Source organism: Bartonella callosciuri (assembly GCF_014203215.1).
Taxonomy (GTDB): Bacteria; Pseudomonadota; Alphaproteobacteria; order Rhizobiales; family Rhizobiaceae; genus Bartonella; species Bartonella callosciuri.
This window is the reverse complement of the sequence record NZ_JACHIM010000001.1, coordinates 1-25,320: the sequence shown is the minus strand read 5'-3', so window position 1 is coordinate 25,320 and position 25,320 is coordinate 1. Positions and strand designations below refer to the sequence as shown.

The 25,320-nt window shown below is 40.4% G+C and carries 34 protein-coding genes and 2 pseudogenes; 3 read left to right on the top strand and 33 right to left on the bottom strand.

Annotation, left to right across the window (positions count from 1 at the left end):
* Positions 1–230: 230 nt before the first annotated feature.
* Entirely contained in the window at positions 231–1,214 is a 984-nt protein-coding gene (locus HNQ69_RS00170) for an RluA family pseudouridine synthase (protein WP_183228107.1), read from the bottom strand.
* Between the two features lie 208 nt (positions 1,215–1,422).
* Between HNQ69_RS00170 and HNQ69_RS08280 the strand changes: the two genes are divergently transcribed.
* The 3 genes and pseudogenes from HNQ69_RS08280 (at position 1,423) to HNQ69_RS08270 (ending at position 2,953) form a co-directional block, all read left to right on the top strand.
* A complete protein-coding gene (locus HNQ69_RS08280; RefSeq protein WP_210302641.1) occupies positions 1,423–1,740 on the top strand; it encodes a hypothetical protein in 318 nt (105 codons plus the stop codon).
* A gap of 12 nt (positions 1,741–1,752) precedes the next feature.
* Positions 1,753–2,001 (top strand): annotated as a pseudogene (locus HNQ69_RS08275) (glucan ABC transporter ATP-binding protein/ permease); the annotation flags it as partial.
* 13 nt (positions 2,002–2,014) lie between these two features.
* Positions 2,015–2,953, top strand: a pseudogene (locus tag HNQ69_RS08270) (ATP-binding cassette domain-containing protein).
* Positions 2,954–3,309: 356 nt separating this feature from the next.
* On the opposite strand, the gene alaS reads toward HNQ69_RS08270, so the two are convergent.
* The 32 genes from alaS to HNQ69_RS00005 all read right to left on the bottom strand — a co-directional run.
* The gene (gene alaS / locus HNQ69_RS00160; protein WP_183228106.1) at positions 3,310–5,973 is read right to left on the bottom strand and encodes an alanine--tRNA ligase; all 2,664 of its coding nucleotides are present in this window, start codon (positions 5,971–5,973) and stop codon (positions 3,310–3,312) included.
* 209 nt (positions 5,974–6,182) lie between these two features.
* Positions 6,183–7,226, bottom strand: a complete 1,044-nt coding sequence (gene recA / locus HNQ69_RS00155) for a recombinase RecA (RefSeq protein ID WP_183228105.1) — start codon at positions 7,224–7,226, stop codon at positions 6,183–6,185.
* Between the two features lie 622 nt (positions 7,227–7,848).
* On the bottom strand, positions 7,849–9,162 hold the full coding sequence (locus tag HNQ69_RS00150; protein ID WP_183228104.1) for a replication-associated recombination protein A: 1,314 nt from the start codon (positions 9,160–9,162) through the stop codon (positions 7,849–7,851).
* An 8-nt stretch (positions 9,163–9,170) separates the two neighbouring features.
* Entirely contained in the window at positions 9,171–10,571 is a 1,401-nt protein-coding gene (locus HNQ69_RS00145) for a DegQ family serine endoprotease (protein WP_183228103.1), read from the bottom strand.
* Positions 10,572–10,840: 269 nt separating this feature from the next.
* Positions 10,841–11,269, bottom strand: coding sequence for a 50S ribosomal protein L17 (rplQ, locus tag HNQ69_RS00140; RefSeq protein ID WP_183228102.1), 429 nt, complete (start codon positions 11,267–11,269; stop codon positions 10,841–10,843).
* Between the two features lie 24 nt (positions 11,270–11,293).
* A complete protein-coding gene (locus HNQ69_RS00135) occupies positions 11,294–12,307 on the bottom strand; it encodes a DNA-directed RNA polymerase subunit alpha (protein ID WP_183228101.1) in 1,014 nt (337 codons plus the stop codon).
* 94 nt (positions 12,308–12,401) lie between these two features.
* Entirely contained in the window at positions 12,402–12,791 is a 390-nt protein-coding gene (rpsK, locus tag HNQ69_RS00130; protein WP_183228100.1) for a 30S ribosomal protein S11, read from the bottom strand.
* Positions 12,792–12,916: 125 nt separating this feature from the next.
* Positions 12,917–13,285, bottom strand: a complete 369-nt coding sequence (gene rpsM / locus HNQ69_RS00125) for a 30S ribosomal protein S13 (RefSeq protein WP_183228099.1) — start codon at positions 13,283–13,285, stop codon at positions 12,917–12,919.
* A 179-nt stretch (positions 13,286–13,464) separates the two neighbouring features.
* Positions 13,465–14,040, bottom strand: a complete 576-nt coding sequence (locus HNQ69_RS00120) for an adenylate kinase (RefSeq protein WP_183228098.1) — start codon at positions 14,038–14,040, stop codon at positions 13,465–13,467.
* The gene (secY, locus tag HNQ69_RS00115; RefSeq protein WP_183228097.1) at positions 14,037–15,383 is read right to left on the bottom strand and encodes a preprotein translocase subunit SecY; all 1,347 of its coding nucleotides are present in this window, start codon (positions 15,381–15,383) and stop codon (positions 14,037–14,039) included. Before secY ends, HNQ69_RS00120 begins: the two co-directional genes overlap by 4 nt.
* Positions 15,384–15,549: 166 nt before the next feature.
* Positions 15,550–16,017, bottom strand: a complete 468-nt coding sequence (gene rplO / locus HNQ69_RS00110) for a 50S ribosomal protein L15 (protein ID WP_183228096.1) — start codon at positions 16,015–16,017, stop codon at positions 15,550–15,552.
* A gap of 20 nt (positions 16,018–16,037) precedes the next feature.
* On the bottom strand, positions 16,038–16,244 hold the full coding sequence (gene rpmD, locus HNQ69_RS00105; RefSeq protein WP_183228095.1) for a 50S ribosomal protein L30: 207 nt from the start codon (positions 16,242–16,244) through the stop codon (positions 16,038–16,040).
* Positions 16,245–16,275: 31 nt separating this feature from the next.
* Positions 16,276–16,824 carry a 30S ribosomal protein S5 gene (rpsE, locus tag HNQ69_RS00100; RefSeq protein ID WP_183228094.1) on the bottom strand — a complete coding sequence of 183 codons (549 nt, stop codon included), beginning with the start codon at positions 16,822–16,824 and terminating at the stop codon, positions 16,276–16,278.
* 114 nt (positions 16,825–16,938) lie between these two features.
* Complete coding sequence (gene rplR, locus HNQ69_RS00095; RefSeq protein WP_183228093.1) at positions 16,939–17,301, bottom strand: 50S ribosomal protein L18; 363 nt, start codon at positions 17,299–17,301, stop codon at positions 16,939–16,941.
* Between the two features lie 12 nt (positions 17,302–17,313).
* Complete coding sequence (gene rplF, locus HNQ69_RS00090; protein ID WP_183228092.1) at positions 17,314–17,847, bottom strand: 50S ribosomal protein L6; 534 nt, start codon at positions 17,845–17,847, stop codon at positions 17,314–17,316.
* A gap of 38 nt (positions 17,848–17,885) precedes the next feature.
* Positions 17,886–18,284, bottom strand: coding sequence for a 30S ribosomal protein S8 (rpsH, locus tag HNQ69_RS00085; RefSeq protein WP_183228091.1), 399 nt, complete (start codon positions 18,282–18,284; stop codon positions 17,886–17,888).
* Between the two features lie 14 nt (positions 18,285–18,298).
* On the bottom strand, positions 18,299–18,604 hold the full coding sequence (gene rpsN / locus HNQ69_RS00080; RefSeq protein ID WP_183228090.1) for a 30S ribosomal protein S14: 306 nt from the start codon (positions 18,602–18,604) through the stop codon (positions 18,299–18,301).
* A 24-nt stretch (positions 18,605–18,628) separates the two neighbouring features.
* Complete coding sequence (rplE, locus tag HNQ69_RS00075; RefSeq protein ID WP_183228089.1) at positions 18,629–19,186, bottom strand: 50S ribosomal protein L5; 558 nt, start codon at positions 19,184–19,186, stop codon at positions 18,629–18,631.
* Positions 19,179–19,493 (bottom strand): 50S ribosomal protein L24, encoded by a 315-nt coding sequence (gene rplX / locus HNQ69_RS00070; protein WP_183228088.1) that lies wholly within the window; start codon positions 19,491–19,493, stop codon positions 19,179–19,181. Before rplX ends, rplE begins: the two co-directional genes overlap by 8 nt.
* A 12-nt stretch (positions 19,494–19,505) precedes the next feature.
* A complete protein-coding gene (rplN, locus tag HNQ69_RS00065) occupies positions 19,506–19,874 on the bottom strand; it encodes a 50S ribosomal protein L14 (RefSeq protein WP_005865073.1) in 369 nt (122 codons plus the stop codon).
* Between the two features lie 147 nt (positions 19,875–20,021).
* Complete coding sequence (rpsQ, locus tag HNQ69_RS00060) at positions 20,022–20,261, bottom strand: 30S ribosomal protein S17 (protein WP_010705114.1); 240 nt, start codon at positions 20,259–20,261, stop codon at positions 20,022–20,024.
* 11 nt (positions 20,262–20,272) lie between these two features.
* A complete protein-coding gene (gene rpmC, locus HNQ69_RS00055; protein WP_183228087.1) occupies positions 20,273–20,473 on the bottom strand; it encodes a 50S ribosomal protein L29 in 201 nt (66 codons plus the stop codon).
* 12 nt (positions 20,474–20,485) lie between these two features.
* Positions 20,486–20,899 carry a 50S ribosomal protein L16 gene (rplP, locus tag HNQ69_RS00050; protein ID WP_183228086.1) on the bottom strand — a complete coding sequence of 138 codons (414 nt, stop codon included), beginning with the start codon at positions 20,897–20,899 and terminating at the stop codon, positions 20,486–20,488.
* 36 nt (positions 20,900–20,935) lie between these two features.
* Positions 20,936–21,646: a 30S ribosomal protein S3 gene (rpsC, locus tag HNQ69_RS00045; RefSeq protein ID WP_183228085.1), complete on the bottom strand. Its 711-nt coding sequence runs from the start codon at positions 21,644–21,646 to the stop codon at positions 20,936–20,938.
* On the bottom strand, positions 21,646–22,035 hold the full coding sequence (gene rplV, locus HNQ69_RS00040; protein WP_183228084.1) for a 50S ribosomal protein L22: 390 nt from the start codon (positions 22,033–22,035) through the stop codon (positions 21,646–21,648). Before rplV ends, rpsC begins: the two co-directional genes overlap by 1 nt.
* Before the next feature lie 2 nt (positions 22,036–22,037).
* Positions 22,038–22,316, bottom strand: coding sequence for a 30S ribosomal protein S19 (rpsS, locus tag HNQ69_RS00035; protein ID WP_004855734.1), 279 nt, complete (start codon positions 22,314–22,316; stop codon positions 22,038–22,040).
* A gap of 15 nt (positions 22,317–22,331) precedes the next feature.
* Positions 22,332–23,165 carry a 50S ribosomal protein L2 gene (gene rplB / locus HNQ69_RS00030; protein WP_183228083.1) on the bottom strand — a complete coding sequence of 278 codons (834 nt, stop codon included), beginning with the start codon at positions 23,163–23,165 and terminating at the stop codon, positions 22,332–22,334.
* Between the two features lie 21 nt (positions 23,166–23,186).
* Entirely contained in the window at positions 23,187–23,480 is a 294-nt protein-coding gene (locus tag HNQ69_RS00025; RefSeq protein ID WP_183228082.1) for a 50S ribosomal protein L23, read from the bottom strand.
* Complete coding sequence (gene rplD / locus HNQ69_RS00020; RefSeq protein WP_183228081.1) at positions 23,477–24,097, bottom strand: 50S ribosomal protein L4; 621 nt, start codon at positions 24,095–24,097, stop codon at positions 23,477–23,479. Before rplD ends, HNQ69_RS00025 begins: the two co-directional genes overlap by 4 nt.
* Entirely contained in the window at positions 24,097–24,837 is a 741-nt protein-coding gene (rplC, locus tag HNQ69_RS00015; RefSeq protein WP_183228080.1) for a 50S ribosomal protein L3, read from the bottom strand. The genes rplD and rplC overlap by 1 nt, the downstream gene beginning before the upstream one ends.
* A 28-nt stretch (positions 24,838–24,865) precedes the next feature.
* Positions 24,866–25,174 carry a 30S ribosomal protein S10 gene (rpsJ, locus tag HNQ69_RS00010; protein WP_183228079.1) on the bottom strand — a complete coding sequence of 103 codons (309 nt, stop codon included), beginning with the start codon at positions 25,172–25,174 and terminating at the stop codon, positions 24,866–24,868.
* A 65-nt stretch (positions 25,175–25,239) separates the two neighbouring features.
* Positions 25,240–25,320 (bottom strand): EF-Tu C-terminal domain-related protein (locus tag HNQ69_RS00005; protein ID WP_006589354.1); only part of this gene is annotated, 81 nt, incomplete at its 5' end.

The window sequence follows — 25,320 nt, the reverse complement described above, 5'->3', positions numbered from 1 at the left end:
ATTTTACCTCTGATATTTTTAATAAATTTAAAGATTTTTCTAAAGAAAAAAGCACCAACTTTTAAAAAATAAAGACAACTGAATAATACTCAAAAACGATTAACCACAATCATAGAATCAATTTCACACTGAGCAGAAACCAGTTTTTATCTGTAGAGTAAAACGTCAATCTCCAATGACAAAATACCCTCACGCATCATTCAAGAAAATATAATTACGAAATTTTTTCATTATTCTATTTCACCATCACTCTCATTAAAAGCCAAAAGATTAAAGCTTTGTACCATATGAGGTGGTAAAGGTGCGATAATATCCAATACACTTCCTGAAGGATGAGGGATACGAATACGACGTGCATGAAGATGAAGTCTATTTTGAATTCCCCCCGGTAACTTCCAATTACTATCAGAAAAAAAATATTTTGAATCCCCAATAATAGGATGATCCATATAAGCAGCATGCACACGCAGCTGATGTGTCCTACCTGTATAAGGTTCCATTTCAAGCCACGAAAGAGCCCGTCCTCGAGTATCTAAAACGCGATAGTAAGAAACTGCATGGTTAGAATCTGGTTCTCCATGTTGACAAACGCACATTTTATCACCTTGTGCAGTGCTTTCCTTAACCATCCATGTTGAAATCTTATCCTGCTTTTTTTTAGGCACTCCCCGAACCAATGCCCAATAAGTCTTTTTTGTTTCCCGTGTTCTAAAAGCAGCCGTTAGAGCCTGCGCAGCACCTCTCGACCGAGCAACAATGAGCACACCTGAGGTCTCACGATCAAGACGATGAACCAACCGCGGTTTTTCACCTTTTTTATTACGCCATACCTCAAGCATACTATCCACATGGCGCGTTAAACCCGAGCCACCTTGTACAGCTAAACCCGCAGGTTTGTTAAAAACAAAAACTTTTGGATCTTCATAGAGTAGCATTTTTTTCAAAAGAGTTCCATCATCTTGACCACGAAGTATGTTATCCGTTACAGGAAGATTTTCCTTTTCATCAACAGGTAAAGGGGGTACACGAACAGATTGCCCCATAAGAAGACGCGTATCGGCTTTAACACGCCCACCATCAACCCGTATCTGACCAGAACGCAGTAACTTTTGTAAATGTCCAAATCCAAGTCCTGCATAATGGACTTTAAACCAGCGATCTAAGCGCATTCCGCTCTCATCTGCCTCAACCTGTTTTATTTCTACGCCCGCCATGAAAGTTCCCTTATTCCTTGCCAAATAATTCTATTGACCCGTTTCGCGCCCTAATTTTTATAAACATAGAAATTCATATCTTATAGAATTGACTTTATCACATCATATTATAGTTAGTATTCGAAATTGCATTTTCTTTCCGTTTAAATTTTATTAACTAAAAATCTAGCAATTACAATTATAAGATAGCTCGTGGAGATAATCACCTGTGTCCTTATTCAAAACCTATGCTCGTGTCCTTACTTATTTAAACAAAGAAAAAAGTGCATCTGTTTTAAACTGTATTGCGAATATTATATTGGCCTGTATCGCCATCGCAGAACCTATTTTATTTGGACGTGTCATTGATTCCATGACAGAAAAATCTGATATTGTTCTTACCCTCACAATTTGGGGATGCTTTGGTCTTTCTCACATTATTGCTTATGTCCTTGTTGCTCGCAGTGCTGACCGCTTGGCACATAAACGCCGCTTAACTGTTTTAACTGAATCTTTCGAACGTCTTATCGCCATGCCCTTAATTTGACATCAACAGCGCGGAACTTCCAACGTTCTTCATATACTTTTGCGCGCTGTAGACTCTATGTCAACCATATGGCTTGATTTTATGCGTCAGCATCTCTCAACTCTTTTCGCATTATTGGTTCTCATTCCCATAGCCTTTAACATGAGTTTGTGCCTTTCAACAGTGTTGGTTGTGCTCGCTATCATCTATGTCTTGATTGCACGTTTAGTGATGCGAAAAACAAAAGACGGACAAGCCCGTTGTAGAGTGCTATCACCATAATCTTTTTAAACATATTAGCGATTCGATTACGAACGTTTCTATTTTACAAAGTTATAACCGAATAAAAGAAGAAACTTCTCTATTGCATCAGCATATAAACAATCTTCTTAAAGCACAAAACCCTGTTTTCAATTGGTGGGCTCTTGCGAGTGGACTAATCCGAATGGCCTCGACAATTTCAATAGTTTTTATCCTTCTACTTGGAGCCTTTTTTGTAGCAAAAGGCCTATTACAAATAGGTGAAGTCATTGCTTTTATCGGATTTGCACAATTAATGATTAACCGCTTGGATCAAATGAGCAGTTTTATTAATTTAATCGTATCCTCAAAAGCAAAACTCCAAGAATTTTTTGCAATGGAAAACGCAACTTTTCATATCAATGAACCTAAAAATCTTCCTTCTCTCCAAAATGTTAAGGGAGCAATAGAATTTCATCATGTTACCTATAAGTTTCCAAATTCTTCTCAAGGTGTTTTTGATATTTCATTTGAAGTGAATACAGGACACACTGTTGCGATTGTGGAACCAACCGGCACTGGAAAAACAACATTAATCAATTTGTTGTGGCGTGTGTACGAACCTACACTTGGACATATCTCTATTGACGGAATAAATATACGCTTTGTTAATCGTGAATCCTTACGCAAATCTTTAGCAACAGTATTTCAAGATGCTGGTCTTTTCAACCGTAGTATTCACCACAATATTTCAATAGGAAAACCTAACCACAACGAATGAAGAACTGTATGAAGCAGCAAAATAGCATCGGCTCATGACTTTATTTTGAAAAAAGCTGATCGTTACGACACAATAGTTGGCAAGCATGGCTCTCAATTGTCAGGTGGAGAAAAGCAACGATTAGCAATAGCACGTGCGGTTGGAAAAAATGCACCCATTCTTATTTTAGACGAAGCAACAAGTGCCCTTTATGTCGAAACAGAAGGCGCGTAAAAAATGCCCTTGATTGCATAAGCCATAACCGTACCACCTTCATTATAGCACATCGCCTTTCAACAATATGCAATGCCGATGTTGTACTTTTTCTAGAACATAGTCATTTAATTGAAACAGGAAGCTTTCAGGAATTGATCAATAAAGGTGGCCGCTTTTATAAACTCTTAAAACCCAGCGGCTTGACAATCGATCAACCAGCGACAAAAGGAAGAGATGAAAATATATTTCCCTTGCAGGAAGCCATAGCATCATAGAGCAACACTCTACCTTTAAGTATAAAAAGCGTGTCTCAACAACAAAATCCTCTCTTTTAAAAGATAGGAAACGAAGCAGAACAAATAACCAATCAGAAATTATCCTTTAAGAGAAGCTTTTAATGCCGTAAGAGCCTCATCAGCCTTATTTCCTGCAGGACCACCAGCCTGAGCCATATCAGGACGACCACCACCACCTTGTCCGCCAAGAGTACTTGAAAGAATACGAACGAGATCAACAGCATTTAACTTCTTCGTTAAATCATCAGTAACACCGACAACAGCACTCGCCTTGTCATCCTCTGAAATGCTGATAAAAGCAACTATCCCAGATCCAATCTGTTTTTTTCCAGCATCCACGAACGCTTTAAGATCCCGTGGTGAAATATTTTTAACAATCCGTCCCATAAAAGAAACACCATTGATGATTGTAATATCTTCTTGACCGCCTTGTCTTGTCACACCACTTAGCATCATTTTTTTGCGTACATCATTTAACTCTTTTTCAAGTTTACGACGATCATCAAGTAAAGCCTGCACACGTGCTTCCACATCACAATAAGAAGTTTTAAAAAGATCAGCAATTTCACGGATACGTTCATCTTGGCGACGAAGATAAAGACGTGCTTCTGTACCTGTTAAAGCTTCAATACGACGCACTCCAGCCGCTACAGAACTTTCAGAAACAATATGAATTAAACCAATATCCCCCGTTCTCTCCACATGTGTCCCTCCACAAAGCTCAACTGACCAACGCCTTTTTAATGCTTCCTGCTCAAGCTGGTTTCCCATAGAAACAACGCGCACTTCATCACTATATTTTTCACCAAATAACGCCATTGCTCCTTCAGAAATTGCATCATCCACAAGCATAAGACGTGTTGTTACATCACTATTTTGCAAAACAATGTCATTTGCTAAATCTTCTATCTTTTTCAATTCTTCTAAAGAAAGGGGCTTAGGATGCGAAAAATCAAAACGTAACCGATCCGGCGATACAAGAGAACCCTTTTGTGTAACATAAGCTCCCAACACTTGACGTAAAGCTTTGTGTAATAAATGAGTAGCAGAATGGTTCGCACGGATTTTTTTACGACGAACGGAATCAACCGTTAGTTCTACACAATCAGATGTCTTTGCCTGACCAGATTTAACTTCTCCAATATGGATAAAAACACCATTACACTTTTTCTGAGTGTCATGCACTTCAAAAACAAAATTTTTACCAGAAATGATACCGCTATCACCAACCTGCCCACCAGATTCACCATAAAAAGGTGTTTGATTCAAAATAAGAATGGCTTTCTGCCCTGAAGAAATATGATCAACAATTTTACCATCACGCACAAGAGCTGTAATAATGCCTTCGGCTGTTTCTGTTTCATACCCCAAAAACTCCGTGGCCCCTACTTGATCACAAAGAGCAAACCAAATCGTCTCTGTTACAACTTCACCAGAACCAGACCAATGAGCACGCGCTTCCTCTTTCTGACGTTTCATCGCTTTATCAAAGGTGTCAACATCAACAGATATTCCACGACGCCGCAAAACATCCTGCGTCAAATCAAGCGGAAAACCATAGGTATCATAAAGTTTGAAAGCAACTTCACCATTAAAATGATCCCCTTCTTTAAGATCTGTACTTGCTTCATTTAACAAACTAAGTCCTCGATCAAGAGTTTTTTGAAAACGCATTTCTTCTAACTTTAAAGTTTCGGAAATCAAAGACTCAGAACACACCAATTCAGGATAAGCCTGTCCCATTTCGCAGACCAAAGCAGGCAAAAGACGCCACATCAATGGTTCTTTAGCCCCAAGAAGATGCGCATGACGCATAGCACGACGCATAATACGCCGTAAAACGTACCCCCTACCTTCATTGGAAGGAAGAACACCATCAGCAATCAAAAATGCCGATGAGCGAAGATGATCAGCAATGATACGATGGCTCGCAATAAAATCACCTGTTGCCTTAACTCCTGTTATCTCTTGTGATGCATTAATTAACGCACGAAAAAGATCAATGTCATAATTATCATGAACACCCTGTAAAACTGCAGCAATCCGCTCTAATCCCATTCCTGTATCAATAGAAGGATGAGGCAATTCAACACGCTCCTCCTTACTTACCTGCTCATACTGCATGAAGACAAGATTCCAAATTTCAATAAAGCGATCACCATCTTCTTCCATACTGCCAGGTTGTCCACCCCAGATTTTATCACCATGATCATAAAAAATCTCTGAACAAGGACCGCAGGGACCTGTATCTCCCATTGCCCAAAAGTTATCAGCCGTCGCAATACGGATAATTTTTTCGTCTGGAAGACCTGAGATTTTGCGCCATAATTTGGCAGCAACATCATCACTATGATAAACTGTCACCAACAATTTTTCTTTTGGCAGACAAAATTCTTTCGTTAAAAGATGCCACGATAAAAAAATGGCTTCTTCTTTAAAATAATCACCAAAAGAAAAATTACCCAACATCTCAAAAAATGTATGATGGCGTGCCGTATAGCCAACATTATCAAGATCATTATGTTTTCCACCCGCACGGACACATTTTTGTGCTGTTGTTGCCTGCTTATAGGTGCGCTGTTCGAGTCCAGTAAAAACATTTTTAAACTGCACCATTCCTGCATTTGTAAACATGAGTGTGGGATCATTACGCGGAACAAGTGGGCCAGAAGCAAGAACTTTATGCCCATTCAGATGAAAATATTCTAGAAAAGTTGAACGTATGCTATTAACGCTATTCATATTGACACCTGCAGAATACAGCACAAAACAATAAAAGCAAAACCCACCCTCATTAAATATCCTCTTTGCCATACCTGGAGTCAATTTAATCAAAGAGTGAAGTATTTACTTGAAAAATCTCAGAAATAAGCAATCTTATATTTAGAAACTACAACAAACGAAAACAGAAAAATTGTAAATAAAGAAATTATACTTAAAAAACATTCCCATCAAATTACTTCATCGCTTTCTGTATCTTCTGACCCTGCATTTTCTAATAATTCAATGGCAATCAAACCAGCATTTTGACGCAAAGCCATTTCAATCTCTGTAGCTATTTCTGCGTGTTCACGTAAAAACTGCTTTGCATTTTCTCGCCCCTGCCCTAAACGTTGAGAATTATAAGAGAACCACGAGCCAGACTTTTCCACAATACCAACTTTGACCCCTAGATCAATCAACTCACCTAATTTGGAAATACCTTCACCATAAATAATATCAAACTCAACCTGTTTGAATGGAGGTGCCAATTTATTTTTCACCACTTTAACACGCGTCTGATTGCCAACAATCATATCCCGATCCTTAATGGATCCAATGCGACGAATATCTAAACGAACAGAAGCATAAAATTTTAGAGCATTCCCACCTGTTGTTGTTTCAGGCGAACCAAACATTACACCAATTTTCATGCGAATTTGATTAATAAAGATCACCATACAATTAGAACGGAAAATTGATGCAGTTAATTTTCTCAAAGCTTTACTCATTAACCGTGCTTGCAATCCAGGTAAAGCATCACCCATCTCGCCATCAATTTCTGCACGTGGTGTTAAAGCTGCTACAGAATCAACAACAAGCACATCCACAGCACCAGAACGCACTAATGTTTCTGTAATTTCCAGTGCCTGTTCACCAGTATCTGGTTGAGAAATAAACAAATTTTCTAAATCAACACCAAGCTTACGCGCATAAATAGGATCAAGAGCATGCTCGGCATCGATAAAAGCACAAATTCCACCAATTTTCTGTGCTTCAGCAATAGCATGAAGAGCCAATGTCGTCTTTCCAGAACTTTCTGGTCCATAAATCTCAACAATACGGCCCTTCGGTAATCCACCAATACCCAAAGCAATATCCAAGGATAGTGAGCCCGTTGGAACTGTTTCAATTTCAACAACCTGCTCTTTTTGCCCAAGACGCATAATTGAGCCTTTACCGAAAGAACGTTCAATTTGTGAGAGAGCCGCATCGAGAGCTTTTGTTTTATCCACGATTATATCCTTGATCGATTCATAATAAACAAACTTTTAGTTTACACTGTTATTTTAGTTTAACCAAAGTCTTGAGTTTAGATTTGCACAGACTATTTCTATTCCTATTCTCATATTATGTCCACACCATCTCATTACCGCCCAAAAAAGGATTTACCATCCCTTCCATCTTATGACACAAAATACATCGCAATAAAACACATGTCTATAAAGGAGAAAAACTGAGTACTTTTATATCCCTTCCTCTAGAAAAGAAACAATCTCAATACTGTACTTTATACACAGCACCTCTCATATTCTTTCGTAAAAACTTAAAAGATCAAACCTCTTCACCAATCCCCTACTCTTGATACCCCCACAAAATCCATTATCACTCAAAACCGCAGTAAACCACGCACAACTGAAATCACAAATACAAAGCAAGCCACCAATTAAAATGAGACAAATATTTCTTAAGCTTGCGTTTTAAGCAATATATGAATTTTCATACAAAAAGATTTTTTTACTCTACGAGAAACAATAAGAGACATAATACAAATCATTAATAGAACGATAATTACATAACGGATGAAAAATAAGCTCAAGACCAATAAAAAGTCTTTTCGCAATTAAAATTTCATTCTTACTTGGCTCGTTTTTGGCGCAATTGCTTCCACCACGCAAGCCGCTTGCCAATCTCACGCTCAAAACCACGTGCTCGTGGTTGATAATAGCTCTGACGCCCAAGTTTTTCAGGAAAATATTCCTGTCCTGAAAAAGCATCTGGTTCATCATGGTCATAACGATAACCATGCCCATATCCTTCTTCCTTCATAAATTTTGTAGGCCCATTAAGGATGTGTTTAGGGGGAGGCAAAGAACCATTTTTACGTGCACAATGCATAGCTGCTTTATATGCGAGATATGTTGCATTTGATTTCGGCGCTGTTGCAACATAAAGACATGCTTGCGCCAAAGCCAATTCTCCCTCTGGTGAACCTAAATAATGATAAGCATCTTTGGCGGCATTACAAATGACAAGAGCTTGCGGATCCGCCAAACCAACATCTTCAACAGCCATACGAACCAATCTTCGCCCAATATAGAGAGGATCTTCACCGGCATCAAACATACGTGCTAAATAATAAAGAGCCGCATCAGGATCAGATCCACGAACGGACTTATGCAGTGCTGAAATGAGATTATAGTGTCCATCTCGCCCTTTATCATAAATCGGTGCGCGACGCTGAACGATTTCTCGCAAAGCAACAGTATCCAATATCTCCCCCGGTCGTGCGACACACCAAACTTCCTCTGCCAATGTTAATGCCACCCGAGCATCACCATCAGACATCCCTATCAAAACATCTCGCGCATCATCATCTAAAGGAAGGCGCTTTCCTTCCACTTCTTCAGCACGATTCAAAAGCATACCCAAACTTTTATTATCATGCGGAAGAAATGTCAAAACACGGGCACGAGAAAGAAGAGCAGCATTAAGCTCAAATGAAGGATTTTCAGTTGTTGCACCTATAAGAATGATAGTACCATCTTCCATAACGGGAAGAAAGCTATCCTGCTGTGCACGATTAAATCGATGGATCTCATCAACAAACAGAAGTGTTTGACATCCAGACATAAAACGCGCTCGAGCAACTTCAAAAATCTTCTTAAGCTCAGAAACCCCAGTAAAAATAGCAGAAACTTGCTCAAAAGCGAAATTCGTTTCAAGTGCTAACAAACGCGCAACCGTTGTTTTCCCTGTCCCTGGTGGTCCCCAAAAAATCATCGAGCTCATGGAGCCAACTGCCAGCATACGCGAGAGCATCCCTTTCTCTCCAAACAAATGATTTTGTCCCATCACATCATTGAGAGAATGAGGACGCATTCTTTCTGCAAGTGGCCGACTCTTATTAACTTGGAGATCAAAAGACGAAGTAAAAAAATCTTTATTCAAAAAAAACCTCAGCGAATAAACTGACGAATATACATACCATCACGTTCATATTCCAATTGCCACATATTTTGACGACCTTGCATAAGAATCTTTTTCAATTGTCTAACTGTTTGAATTTTATGGCCATTAACAACACGTAAGATATCCCCTGGACGAAAAATTCCAGCTGCATTGCTCATCTCATCAAGATTGGTAATCACAACACCTCTTGCAGATATAGGAAGATGAAAACGTTGACTATTTTGCGGTGTTAAATCTAATACTTCAGCACCAGAAAGAGGACCTCCATCAACAATTTTTTCAGATTTCAAAAATGCAGATTCTGATATTGATGCAACAGTTATTTCCGTCTTTAAAACTTTTCCACTTCGTAAATACTCTAAAACAAGAGTGTTCCCAATACCAGCTGTCATTAAACGATATCCAAGACTATCTGGGTTATCAACGCGCACCCCCTGTACGCTCAAAATAACATCTCCTACTTTCAAATCTGCTTTTGCAGCAGGACTGTCTTTGATAACTTCAATAACAAGAGCACCATGGGGGCGCTCTAAACCTAAACCACCTGCAATATCAGATGTAACATTTTGAAAAGATGCACCAATATAAGGTGGCACAAAATACTTCCCACCACGTCTAACAGTATCAAGCATCACTTTTACAAGATTCGCTGGAATAGCAAAACCAATCCCTACAGAACCACCTGAACGCGAATAAATAGCCGTATTAATCCCGATTAACTGTCCTTTCATATCAATCAAAGCACCACCAGAATTTCCTGGATTAATGGCAGCATCTGTTTGAATAAAAAAGTCAAAATCAGAAATACCAACACGTGTACGTGCTTGCGCTGAAACAATACCACTTGTAACCGTTTGACCAACACCAAAAGGATTACCAATTGCTAAAACAAGATCACCAACTTCAACTGCATCAGAATTTCCCAAAGGAAGTACAGGAAACTGCGCACCTTTTGCATCAATCTCAAGCACAGCAATATCCGTTGCTTCATCTTTTAGCATAACCTTACTCTCAAATTCCCGTCCATCAGAAAGAGCAACTTTAATTTCGTTGGCATCCTTAATAACGTGGTAATTTGTAACGACTAAACCACGCGAATCAACAATTACCCCAGACCCTAGTGAAGATTGTTTCCGTACAGGTAGATTATTTTGAAAACGGCTAAAAAATTGCTCAAAAAATGGATCTCCTTCAAAAGGTGAACGTGCTCTAATCTGTCGAGCTGCATAAATATTTACAACAGATGGAATCGTCTTTTTAACTAAAGGAGCAAAGGAAAGAGTGATTTCTTTTTGTGTTTGCGGAATTTGAGCATATGCACGATGAAAGAATATCTGTGTCATACTCATAATAGCAAAAAAAAACCACGCCAAAAGAGAATATCTCATTACTCACTCCTTTAAAACTAACTCACTCTTTAATCTTAAGAGGATAAGAAATCCCTCATCCTTTATAACCTAAGTATATCTATTAATATTATAATGAAAAAGAAAAACAACTATTTGAGCAATAAATATGATAAAAATCAAATAATTCAATATTTTGTAATCTTTTCTCGATGTTTATCTCTTGAACAAAACCGATCAAAATGCACATAAAAAAACCGCTCTGGAAAAGCGGTTCTCTAAAATTCAACAGACAGAAAATACTTTAATCTTTATGAAGAAACTGCTTTTTCATTTGCAGTATCTTCTGTGCACCCACGATCTACAGTCCCCTTCGCATCAACATCACGATCGACAAATTCTATAACAGCCATGGGAGCATTATCACCTGTACGAAAACCTGCCTTCATAATGCGCAAATATCCACCGTTGCGTGATGCATAACGCGGCGCAAGCGTATCGAATAATTTTGCAACTTTTCCTGCATCACGAAGTGCAGAAATTGCTTGTCGACGTGCGTGCAAACCTCCGCGTTTACCGAGCGTCACTAACTTCTCAACAATAGGACGAATTTCTTTAGCCTTTGGAAGCGTTGTTACAATCTGCTCATGCTCAATCAGCGAAACCGCCATATTAGCAAACATTGCTTTACGGTGACTGGCAGTCCGGTTCAACTTGCGGCCTGACTTACTATGGCGCATGGCCCTCTCCTTAAGTTCTAAATTTTAATATTGATCTTCATAACGTTTAGCAAGATCATCAATGTTCTCAGGCGGCCATGCAGAAACTTCCATACCAAGATGCAAACCCATACATGCCAAAACCTCTTTAATCTCATTTAACGACTTTCGTCCAAAATTTGGTGTTCGAAGCATTTCAGATTCTGTCTTTTGAATAAGATCACCAATATAAACAATATTATCATTCTTAAGACAATTTGCCGAACGGACTGAAAGTTCTAATTCATCCACCTTTTTGAGAAGTGCAGGATTAAAAGCAAGATCCGAATCAGACTCTTCAACAGTTTGCTTCTGCGGTTCCTCAAAATTAACAAACAACGATAATTGATCTTGAAGAATACGCGCTGCAAAAGCAACAGCATCTTCTCCATTAACAGCACCATTGGTTTCAATTGTGAGGGTTAATTTATCATAATCCAGAACCTGCCCTTCACGTGTATTTTCTACTTTATAAGACACTTTACGAATTGGTGAATAAAGACTGTCAACTGGGATAAGACCTATTCGTGTATCATCAACGAAATTGCGATCAGATGGAACATACCCCTTCCCTGTACTAACAATAAACTCCATCCGAATTTCAGCGTCCTCATCAAGAGTACAGATCACATGTTCTGGATTTAGAATCTCCATATCTCCAACGGTACTGATATCTCCAGCTCTCACAACACCTGGCCCTTCCTTAGAAAGAACGACACGTTTAGGCCCCTCTTCTTCCATACGAAGTGCAACTTCCTTGATATTAAGAATAATATCTGTAACGTCCTCACGAACACCCGGAATTGATGAAAATTCGTGTAAGACACCATCAATCTGTACAGCGGTAATCGCGGCACCACGAAGCGATGACAATAACACACGACGAAGCGCATTCCCCAATGTTAAGCCAAAACCACGCTCAAGAGGCTCTGCTATCACACTCGAGATGTTTGGATTATCATGTGTACAAAACTCAACCTTATTGGGTTTAATGAGTTCCTGCCAGTTTTTCTGGATCATATTTTTATTCCCATTCTTTAGTTTCGCTACCATTCAATCGTAACGACCAATATGAACATCAGAGAAGACTCTGACAACAAAAAACAATACCCAACTAAACACGCCGCCTTTTTCGCGGACGACATCCGTTATGAGGAATTGGTGTTACATCACGAATGGAAGTAATGACAAAACCAACAGCTTGTAACGCACGCAAAGCAGACTCACGTCCCGATCCAGGACCACAAACTTCCACTTCTAATGAACGCATACCATGTTCCTGTGCTTTTCTAGCACAATCTTCTGCAGCAACCTGAGCAGCAAAAGGCGTAGATTTGCGTGAACCTTTAAATCCCTGAGCACCAGCAGATGACCACGCGATTGTGTTCCCCTGAGCATCAGTAATGGTAATCATTGTATTGTTAAATGTTGAATTGATATGCACAACACCTGATGAAATATTTTTGCGCTCGCGACGACGAACACGTGTGGCTTCTTTGGCCATAGTCTTCCTTTCACTGATCTCCTCACTGCCGTAACACCAGCAGCTCCACCTTCCTCGTTCTTGCTAAAAAACTTTAACAAGAAACAGAATATTTTAAAATAAGAATCCCTTTCTAAAAAAGAATCTCACTTTTTCTTACCAGCAATTGCCTTAGCTGGCCCCTTACGCGTGCGCGCGTTTGTATGTGTGCGCTGCCCACGAACAGGCAGAGAGCGGCGATGACGCAAACCACGATAACAACCAAGGTCCATCAAACGCTTAACATTCATAGCGACCTCACGACGGAGGTTTCCCTCAACTTGATAGCCTTGATCTATCGCCTCACGAATCTGCAACACCTCTGCATCCGAAAGTTCATGCACACGGCGCCCTATAGGAATACCAACTTTTTTAGTAATTTCTTGAGCAAATTTTGGTCCAATCCCATGGATATATTGAAGCGCAATAATTACACGCTTATTCGTTGGGATATTGACGCCAGCAATACGAGCCACGCCTATTCTCCTTGATTATATTAACAATTAACCATAAAATACCTGATATACCTTACAGAAAAAAATGGCTCGGTATAAATACACTCCGAGTTCCATTATTTTACTGAAATATTAAAGCACTTTTTGATAGATTTCATCAAAAAAGTCAACACTTTTATCTATTTCTAAAAAATTCCTTATTAAAGAAATTTTCTAATCATGCGTGATACCTCCGCAACATCAATCATTCCATCAACGACCTTCAATAATCCCCTTTCCAAATAAAATTTAGATAAGGGAGCTGTTTTCTCATGATATTCCACTAATCGCTTCGCAAAAGCAACAGGATTATCATCTGAACGGACTTGCCCACCAGCAGTTATTGTTTCTTGAACGCGTTTCTCCACACGTTCAATCAACGCATTTTCATCAACATTCAATTCGATAACAGCATCAAGCTGCATATTTTTTGACTGCATAATCTGTTGCAAGGCTTCTGCCTGCCCCACAGTTCTTGGATATCCATCCAAGACAAAACCGTTTACACAATCACTTTCGTCAATTCGATCTGATACAATTTGATTAACAACACTATCAGAAACCAAAGCACCAGAACTTATAATAGTTTTAGCTTTTTTGCCAATTTCTGTCTCTCTGGCAATAACTTCCCGTAACATATCGCCTGTTGACAACTGAGGAATATGATACTCCTCAGCCAACATTTTAGCCTGTGTACCTTTTCCAGCCCCTGGGGGACCTAAAAGAATAACTCTCATCGATTCCTTTTACCTCCACGAAGTTTTGATTTTTTAATCAACCCTTCATATTGGTGCGCAACAAGATATCCCTGAATTTGAGCAACTGTATCAAGCGTCACAGTAACCACAATTAACAAGGATGTTCCCCCAAGATAAAAAGGAACCTGTAGGGCAGATATCATAAATTCAGGTAACAAACAAACCAAGATAATATAAATAGCCCCCACAACAGTAATACGTGTCAAAACATAATCAATATATTCAGCTGTACGCTCACCAGGACGAATTCCAGGAATAAAACCAGAGTGCTTTTTCAATTGGTCTGCTGTATCACTTGGATTAAATACAATAGCCGTATAAAAAAAACAAAAAAACGCCATTAAAAGCGCATAGACGATCATATAAAGTGGCTGTCCATGACCAAGAGAATAAGAAATGCTTTGAATCCACTGTGGCATTTTGTCGGAAAAGTTATTAATAGTTGCAGGCAACAACAACAAAGATGAAGCAAAAATTGGTGGAATAACACCGGCAGTATTCAGTTTTAAAGGAAGATGAGACATATCACCTTGAAACATTTGATTACCAACATGGCGTTTCGGATACTGAATAAGAATTCGCCGCTGCGCACGCTCTACAAAAACAATAATCCCTATAACAGAAATTGCAATAAAAAGAATTCCTATTAACAAAAAAGTCGATAAATCAGCCTGACTATGAGCAGTCAAAAGTTGAGCAAAAGTCGAAGGCAGGTTAGCCACAATTCCTGTAAAAATGATAAGAGAAACTCCATTACCAACACCGCGTGACGTGATTTGTTCACCAAGCCACATCAAAAACATCGTCCCACCAACAAGTGTAATAACAGAAGAAATACGGAACATAAGACCCGGCTCCACAACAATTTGAAGCCCTGTTCCTATACCTGTTTCAAGTGCAACTGCAAGACCAAAGGCTTGTAGAATCGCCAATACTACTGTTACATAGCGAGTATACTGATTAATAACCTTACGTCCTATTTCCCCCTCTTTTTTGAGAGTCTCCAACGAAGGAATAACTGAGGTTAGCAACTGCACAATAATTGACGCCGATATATATGGCATAATTCCCAATGCAAAAATTGCCATACGCCCAACAGCACCTCCAGCAAACATATTAAATAGTCCTAAAACACCAGATGCATGATGTTCCAACGTCTGCCGTAAAGAATCTATATTGATACCAGGAAGAGAAATATAAGTACCAAAACGATAAACAAGAAGCGCAGCCAGAGTAAACCAAATGCGTTTTTTTAATTCCGTTGCACGTGAAAAAGTACCAAAGTTTATATTGGAAGCAAATTGCTCTGCTGCTGATGCCATAAAACGTCTCCAGTCCCCACTCCAGTTCTTTAAATCATAGGAGTATAACTTTAAAAAACCATACTGTCATACAGAAATAAATGAAAAACTTAAATAACTCTCCACCAAAGATATCCTCAAAGGAAATATACACACCTCTCTAGAATACCATCCAGATCAAAATAAATCACCGAATAGCCTCAGGAAAAACAATTTGACCACCCACTTTTTCAATCTTCATACGAGCAGCCTCAGAAGCACCAGAAACATGAAAGATAATCTTTGTTTTTAACTCGCCATCAGAGAGAAGACGCACTCCATCCTTCACACGACGAATGATACCCGCCTCTTTCAATGCAATAATATCAACAGGCTTTTCAATATTCAACTTACCAACATCAATTGCTAACTGAATACGCCCTAACGAAACTTCGTTATAGGTTTTAGAAAAAAAATTCTTAAATCCACGCTTTGGCAAACGACGATAGATAGGCATTTGCCCACCTTCAAAACCATTAAGCGAAACACCAGAACGTGATTTTTGCCCTTTTACACCACGACCACCCGTTTTCCCTATACCTGAACCAATACCACGCCCAACACGTTTACGATTTTTTGTTGCACCTTCGCGATTACGTAGTTCATTGAGTTTCATATTTTATACTCCCGCAACCTTTAATCTTCATCTATAACGCGAACAAGATGCTGAACCTTGGCAACCATACCCCGCACACACGATGTATCCTCTAAAACACACTGTCTCCGCATTTTATTCAATCCGAGCCCTTTCAAAGTCGCCCGCTGTATTCGCGAATTCCGAATTGGACTTCCAATCTGCTCTACTGTTATAGTTCTGCCACTCTGAGATTTTTTCTGAACCATTCCCTAATTCCTTCTCTGATAATCTCAGAAACTAACCTTCTGCATCAATTAAATGTCGACGACGTGCCTGCAAAGTCGAATATTTTATACCACGTTGAGCTGCCACATCTCTAGGGTGCATTTGATTTTTTAACGCATCAAATGTTGCACGTACAACGTTATAAGGATTGGATGAACCCATTGATTTTGCAACGACATCCTGTACACCAAGAGTTTCAAAAATAGCACGCATCGCCCCACCAGCAATAATACCAGTACCAGCAGAAGCTGAACGCAACAAAACACGACCGGCTCCGTGAAAACCCTCAAGATCATGATGCAATGTACGCCCAGACCGAAGCGGAACATAAATCATTCCACGCTTTGCAGCTTCTGTAGCTTTACGAACTGCCTCTGGAACCTCACGTGCCTTACCATGACCAAAACCTACACGTCCTTTTTGATCTCCAACAACAACAAGAGCAGCAAAGCCAAAACGACGACCACCCTTCACAACTTTAGCAACACGATTGATATGAACAAGCCTATCGACAAATTCACTCTCACGTTCATCTCGCTCACCACGTTCTTTTTGTGCCATTCCTCATTCCTTTTTCTTTTCCGGAATAACGCTAACAAAGTTCCATCACAAAACGAGAGGAACTTACACGAAACATTCTAAAATCTCCTTATTCAAAATTCTGAATAAAATATTTTAGAAGTTTAAGCCACCTTCACGAGCAGCCTCAGCCAAAGCCTTTACTCTACCATGGTAAACATATGCTCCACGGTCAAAAACCACCTCATGAACACCGGCTTCTTTCGCACGTTCAGCAATTAATTTACCAACAGCAGAAGCTGCCTCTTTACCAGCACTACTTTTTAACGATTTTTTTAAATCACCTTCAAGGGTAGATGCCGAAACAAGCGTATAGCCATGCGAATCATCAATAATTTGAGCATAAATGTTCTGATTTGAACGATATACACTAAGCCGCGGACGACCACTAGAAACCATTTTAAGTCTACGACGAACACGCCGCGCACGATGTTGGATAATGTCCTTAGATGAAAGCATAATACAAAATCCTTACTTCTTTTTACCTTCTTTACGGAAGATAGGTTCATCTGCATGCTTAACGCCTTTACCTTTGTAAGGCTCTGGACTACGGTATTCGCGAATTTCTGCTGCAACCTGCCCAACTTGCTGCTTATCAATTCCAGAAACAACAATTTCTGTAGGTTTAGGAACTGTTACAGTAACTCCCGATGGCACTTTATAAATCACATCATGCGAAAACCCTAACGACAGCTGAACATCCCTTCCCTGCAAAGCAGCACGATAACCAACTCCGTTGATCTCCAGCTTCTTTTCAAAACCATCCTTTACACCACAAAAAATATTTTCAATCATTGAGCGTGACATACCCCATTTAGAGCGCGCATCTTTTGACTGATCTCGCGGCGAAACTAATATAACATTTCCTTCAAACCTGACCAAGACTTCGTCATTTACAACGTAACTCAGTTCACCTCTGGGACCTTTCGCCTTAACCACCTGACCTTCAACAGTCGCAGTAACCCCAACAGGAACTGAAATGGGCTTTTTTCCAATACGAGACATTGTTCTAACCTATTTTTCTTCTGTTTTCTTGATATAAATTAGAAAACACGACAAAGAAGCTCTCCACCAACATTTTGTTCACGCGCCTCATAATCCGCCATAACTCCCTTAGAAGTTGACAAAATCGAAATACCAAGACCATTTGCCACTTGAGGAAGGGACTTAGCAGAAACATAGACACGACGACCAGGCTTTGAAACACGTGAAATTTCACGAATAGCAGATAACCCTTCAAAATATTTCAATTCAATTTCAATTTTAGATTTTCCATCACCTAAATCGACTTGATTATATCCACGAATATAGCCTTCAGATTGAAGAACATCAAGAACACGCGCACGAAGTTTAGATGCAGGTGTAGCGACTTTACCTTTTTTACGACCAAGTGCATTACGAATACGGGTTAACATATCACCAAGAGGATCTGACATAGACATTGAGTAATCTCCTCTCACCAACTAGATTTAATAATACCAGGAATATGGCCTATAGAACCAAGCTCACGCAAAGCAATCCGCGACATTTTTAACTTACGATAATAAGCCCGTGGACGCCCTGAAACCTCACAGCGATTACGAACACGAACTCTTGCAGAGTTACGCGGCAATTCCGCCAATTGAACAGAAGCTTTAAAACGCTCTTCAAGCGAAACCTTTTGATCCATAACTATTGCTTTTAAACGTGCACGACGCGCAGCATAACGTTTTACCATCACCTCACGACGCTTATTTTTTTCAACAGCACTTACTTTGGCCATAATCTTACCTCGCTCTGTCTGCCGTTACGAACGAAAAGGAAAATTAAAAGCACGTAACAATTCACGTGCCTCATCATCCGTTTTTGCTGTCGTACAAACGATAATATCCATTCCCCAAATTTGATCAACTTTATCATAGTTGATTTCTGGAAAAACAATGTGCTCTTTAATACCCATAGCAAAATTACCACGGCCATCAAAGCTTTTTGGGTTCAGACCACGAAAGTCACGAACCCGCGGAAGTGCAATCGTAACAAGACGATCCAAAAACTCAAACATACGATCTTTACGCAACGTAACCTTAGCTCCAAGTGGCATTCCCTCACGGACTTTAAAGGTTGCAATAGAATTACGGGCACGCGTAATAACAGCCTTCTGACCTGCTATTAACCCCAAATCCTCAACAGCAATAGACGGCTTTTTAGAATCAGCAGTTGCTTCACCAATCCCCATATTAAGTACAATTTTATCAACCCGTGGAATTTGCATTACATTCTTATAATTAAACTTCTCTTGAAGAATCTTACGAACTACTTCAAAATAATGCGTCTTCATGCGCGGCGTTTGTTTTTCCTCAGCCATTAATCAACTCTCCCGAACGCTTGGCAAAACGAACCTTATTACCATCTGCATTCATACGAAAACCTACACGCGTAGGCTTACCATCTTTAGGATCAGCAATCGCCAAATTAGATAAATGAATCGGAGCTTCTTTAGAAACAATTCCAGCCTCTTGCTTTTGTGTCTGACGCTGATGACGTTTAATCATATTAATCCCACGAACAAAAGCCTTATTCTCTTTCGGATTTACCTTAATTACTTCACCACTAGATCCTTTATCCTTACCGGATAAAACAACAACTTTATCACCTTTTCGAATCTTCTGCATAATACGCACTCCTTATAACACTTCAGGAGCGAGCGAAATGATCTTCATATGATTCCTACCACGAAGTTCGCGAGGAACTGGTCCAAAGATACGTGTACCGATCGGCTCTTTTTTGTTATCCACTAAAACAGCAGCATTACTATCAAAACGAATGACACTACCATCTGTGCGACGAATATCCTTAGCAGTACGAACCACCACAGCTTTCATCACATCACCCTTTTTAACACGGCCACGAGGAATAGCATCCTTGACCGAAACAACAATAATGTCGCCGACCGAAGCATATTTTCGCTTTGAACCGCCCAACACCTTGATGCACATGACACGACGAGCACCGGAATTATCAGCAACATCGAGGTTTGTTTGCATCTGAATCATGACTGGCCACCTTCTCTTAATATTTATATCCGGTGGTGCTTTTAACACCCCAGAACTTGCCTGCCAAACAACGATAAAGCTACTGCCCTCAAATCTACAAACGAAAATAGAACCGCTGTAAAATTTTAAAACAATAAACCTAATTAACTACGCTACACTGCTTTTAACAACAATCCAACGTTTATCTTTCGAAATTGGTTTAGATTCCTGAATAGAAATTTGATCCCCAATCTTGAACTGATTGTTCTCGTCATGTGCCTTATACTTTTTAGACTGTCGAACAGTTTTTTTAAGAAGCGGATGAGAATAACGACGCTCTACTTTAACAACAACAGTCTTATCGCTCTTGTCACTAACGACGACTCCCTGCAAAATGCGTTTAGGCATCTCTTATTTCCTTAAACCTTACTTTCGTTTATCTTCTGACGAAGAAAAGTTTTAACACGCGCAATATCACGACGAACTTGCCTAACACGTGCAGTCTTTTCCAATTGGCCAGTTGCTTTCTGAAAGCGCAAATTAAACTGCTCTTTCTTTAACTTAGCCAATTCATCTTTTATTTGGTCGAGCGTTTGCGCCCGTAACTCCATGGCTCTCATCGCTTAACCTCTTTATTCAGCAATACGTTGGATGAAACGTGTTTTAATAGGCAACTTTGCAGCGCCCAACCTCAGCGCTTCACGCGCCACATCCTCAGAAACCCCATCAAGCTCAAACATGATACGCCCAGGCGCAACACGAGCTGCCCAATAATCAACACTTCCCTTGCCTTTACCCATACGAACTTCAGTCGGCTTAGATGTAACCGGAAGATCCGGAAAAATACGAATCCATACACGACCAGAACGCCTCATATAACGTGTAATCGCACGACGTGCTGCTTCAATTTGACGAGCAGTAATCCGCTCCGGCTCAACAGCCTTCAAACCGTAAGCACCGAAATTTAAACCCGTACCACCCTTCGAAGCACCGTGAATACGGCCCTTAAACTGTTTACGGAATTTTGTGCGCTTTGGCTGCAACATTGCTCTCTACTCCAAACTTTAGTTTAATCACAAAAACTAAGCATTTTCGCGGCGACGATTTGACGAGGAACCAGAATTATCAGCTTCCGTAGCACGACGTTCTGAAGCCATAGGGTCATGCTCGAGAATCTCTCCCTTAAAGACCCAAACTTTAACACCGCAAATACCATAAGCAGTTTTAGCTTCTGCTGTACCGTAATCAACATCAGAACGCAAGGTATGAAGTGGAACACGACCTTCACGATACCACTCCATACGAGCAATTTCAGCACCACCAAGACGACCAGAACAATTAATACGAATACCTTCTGCTCCAAGACGCATAGCTGATTGAACTGCCCGTTTCATTGCACGCCGAAAAGCAACACGACGTTCTAACTGCTGAGCAATTGATTGCGCTATAATCGTCGCATCAATTTCCGGTTTACGTATCTCTACAATATTCAACGAAGTTTCAGCATTAGTCATTTCTGAAAGCTTACGACGAAGCTTTTCTATATCAGCACCCTTTTTGCCAATAATCAAACCAGGACGCGCTGAATAAATCGTTACACGGCACTTTTTATGAGGACGCTCAATGACAACCTTAGAAATAGCGGCTTGTTTCAACTCTTCAAGCACGTACAAACGAATTCTTAAATCCTCATGAAGAAGACGTCCATATTCACCACTGTCAGCATACCAACGGGAATCCCAAGTCCGATTAACTCCAAGACGAAGTCCTATTGGATTGATCTTCTGACCCATTATGCGGCCTCCACTTTTTCGGTAACTTCACGAACAATAATAGTAAGATGCGAAAACGGACGTTCAATCCGACTAGCACGTCCACGACCGCGAACATGAAAACGCTTCATCACTACCGACTTACCAACGTAAGCTTCTGCAACAACCAGCGAATCAATATCAAGATCGTGGTTATTCTCTGCATTTGCAATCGCTGATTCAAGTGCTTTTTTGACAGTCACAGCAATACGTTTACGTGAAAATGTCAAATCAGCTAGTGCCACATTAACTCTCTTACCACGAATCATCGCAGCAACCAAATTAAGTTTTTGCGGACTAACACGAATCATCTGGGCAACAGCCCTCGCCTCATTATCTTTAAGCTGGCGGGGAACCTTATCTTTTCCCATTCCTACTTCCTCTTCGCTTTTTTATCTGCACCATGCCCATAATAAGTTCGGGTAGGAGCGAACTCACCAAACTTATGCCCAACCATCTCTTCAGAAACAGAAACAGGAATATGCTTATTGCCGTTGTAAACACCAAAAGTCAAACCAACAAACTGTGGTAAAATAGTAGAGCGACGACTCCATATTTTAATAACTTCATTACGCCCACTCGCACGGACCTTTTCTGCTTTTCCAAGAAGATAGCCGTCAACAAACGGACCTTTCCAAACTGAACGAACCACTTCAGACTACCTTTCTCATTTCTTGCGCTGATGACGCGTACGCATAATAAATTTATCAGTGACTTTATTGGAGCGCGTACGCTTACCCTTCGTAGGTTTACCCCAAGGAGACACCGGATGACGCCCCCCCGATGTACGACCCTCACCACCACCATGTGGATGATCAACTGGATTCATAGCAACACCACGGACATGTGGACGTCTACCACGCCAACGTGATCTTCCTGCCTTCCCATCATTAATGTTTCCGTGATCAGGATTTGAAACCGCACCAACGGTTGCAAAACAGCGACTAGACACCAAACGCTGCTCCCCAGAATTAAGACGAAGAATAACCATCCCTTGATCTCGTCCAACCAACTGCGCATAAGCACCAGCTGAACGTGCAATCTGACCACCTTTTCCAGGCTTCATCTCAACATTATGAATAATTGTACCCACAGGCATATTACCAAGCGGCATAGCATTCCCTGGCTTAACATCAACACTCAAACCAGCAATAATAGAATCACCTATACCAAGACGTTGTGGTGCAAGAATATAACTTAATTGGCCATCTTCGTAGCGTATTAACGCAATAAAAGCAGTACGATTTGGATCGTATTCCAAACGCTCAACTTTCGCAGCAATATCACGTTTAAAACGCTTAAAATCAACAAGCCTATAGCTGCGCTTATGACCACCACCTTGAAAACGGGCAGTAACACGACCATGATTATTACGCCCGCCTTTTGACGACAAACCTTCAGTCAGCGTTTTTACAGACTTACCCTTATAAAGGCAGGAACGATCTACAATAACAAGCTGACGCTGCCCGGGCGTAGTTGGATTAAAGTTCTTAAGTGCCATTATTCTTATCTCCGAGCCTCTTTAAAGACCTGTCGAAACGTCGATAGACTGACCCCTAGCCAGGGTCACGATCGCTTTCTTTACATCACTCTGCCGACCAACAGTGCCTTTGAAACGCTTCACTTTACCCTTACGGACTATCGTGTTAACTGCTTTAACTTTTACACTAAAAATTGCCTCAACAGCTGCCTTAATCTCAGGCTTTGTCGCCTTCGGCGCGACATTAAAAGCAACTTGATTATACTCAGAAATCATAGTCGACTTTTCAGTAATAACTGGACTAATAATTATATCATAATGGCGAAGATCTGTCATTTAAAACGCTCCTCAAGAGCCTCAACAGCTGCTTTTGATAAAACAAGTTTACTGCGACGCAAAATATCATAAACATTAATCCCTTGAATTGGCAAAATATCGATATTAGGGATATTAGATGCTGCACGAAAAAAAGTAATATCTATTTCCTTGCCACCAATTAAAAGAGCATTATCAAACCCAAGTTTAGAAAAACAAGAAACAAGCATTTTTGTTTTAGCATCTTTAATACTCAAATCATCAACGACAATTAAATCATTCGCCTTTAATTTTGCGGATAAAGCAAGACGCACCCCAAGCGCACGAATCTTTTTAGGAAGATCATGTGCATGGCTACGGACAACCGGACCATGCGCCTTACCACCACCTCGGAACTGTGGTGCACGAGCAGATGAGTGTCGAGCACGTCCAGTTCCTTTTTGTTTAAACATCTTTGCCCCTGTTCGCGACACATCAGACCGTCCTTGTGATTGATGAGTCCCCTGCTGACGACGTGCAAGCTGCCAACGAATAACACGCTGCAAAACATCTTCACGTGGAGCAAGATCAAAGATAGCCTCAGAAACTTTTAACTTGCCGGCTTCATTACCATCAAGGGTTTTAATTACAAGATCCATTATTCGGCTCCCTCAACTTCAGAGGTTTCCAATACCGGAGTAACCATTTCAGTTTTATCCTTCGCAAGATGGCGAATACCAGCAGGTTTAGGTGCAGTATCAGGAAGACGTTTCTTTACAGCATCACGCACCAAAATCCAAGCGCCTTTAGAACCAGAAACAGCACCACGCACTAAAATTAAACCACGTTCAACATCTGTAGAAACAACCTCAATATTTTGTGTTGTTACACAGACCTGCCCCATATGGCCAGCCATTTTTTTACCTTTAAAAACTTTACCCGGATCTTGACACTGTCCTGTCGAACCATGAGCACGGTGTGTTATTGAATTACCATGAGAAGCACGATGTCCACCAAAATTATGCCGCTTCATAACACCAGCAAAACCTTTACCGATACTCGTACCTGTCACATCAACTCTCTGTCCCGGAACAAAGTGCTCTACTGTAATCTCTGTACCAATATCAAGAAGATTATCAGGACTCACGCGAAATTCTGCTATTTTAGCTTTTGGCTCAACAGAAGCCTTAGCAAAATGCCCACGAAGAGCTCGAGAGGTATTCTTAACCTTGGCAAAGCCTACACCTAGTTGAACAGCAGTATAACCATTCTTTTCAACCGTACGCTGAGCCACAACTTGACAGCTCTCCAAACGAAGTACTGTTACCGGTACATGCTCACCAGCTTCATTATAAATACGGGTCATGCCCAGCTTCTGTGCTATTACACCTGAACGCATCGGATCTGTTCCTTCCGTCCTTCAAACCTCAGAGCTTAATCTCTACATCCACACCAGCAGAAAGATCAAGCTTCATAAGCGCATCTACTGTTTGCGGTGTTGGATCAACAATATCAAGAAGACGCTTATGTGTACGCATTTCAAACTGCTCGCGACTCTTCTTATCAATGTGTGGTCCACGATTAACCGTAAACTTCTCAATCCGTGTTGGAAGCGGAATAGGACCACGGACATTTGCACCAGTACGCTTAGCAGTCGATACAATTTCACGCGTTGATGAATCAAGAACTCTATGATCAAACGCTTTCAAGCGAATTCGGATATTTTGACTGTTCATGCTCTTTTATTTCCCTGCCACGCAAAACGACCTCTGTAATAAAGACGTCGTTCAACAACCATTATTTACTCAATAATCTTAGAAACGATACCGGCACCAACAGTACGACCACCTTCACGAATAGCAAAACGAAGCTTCTCTTCCAT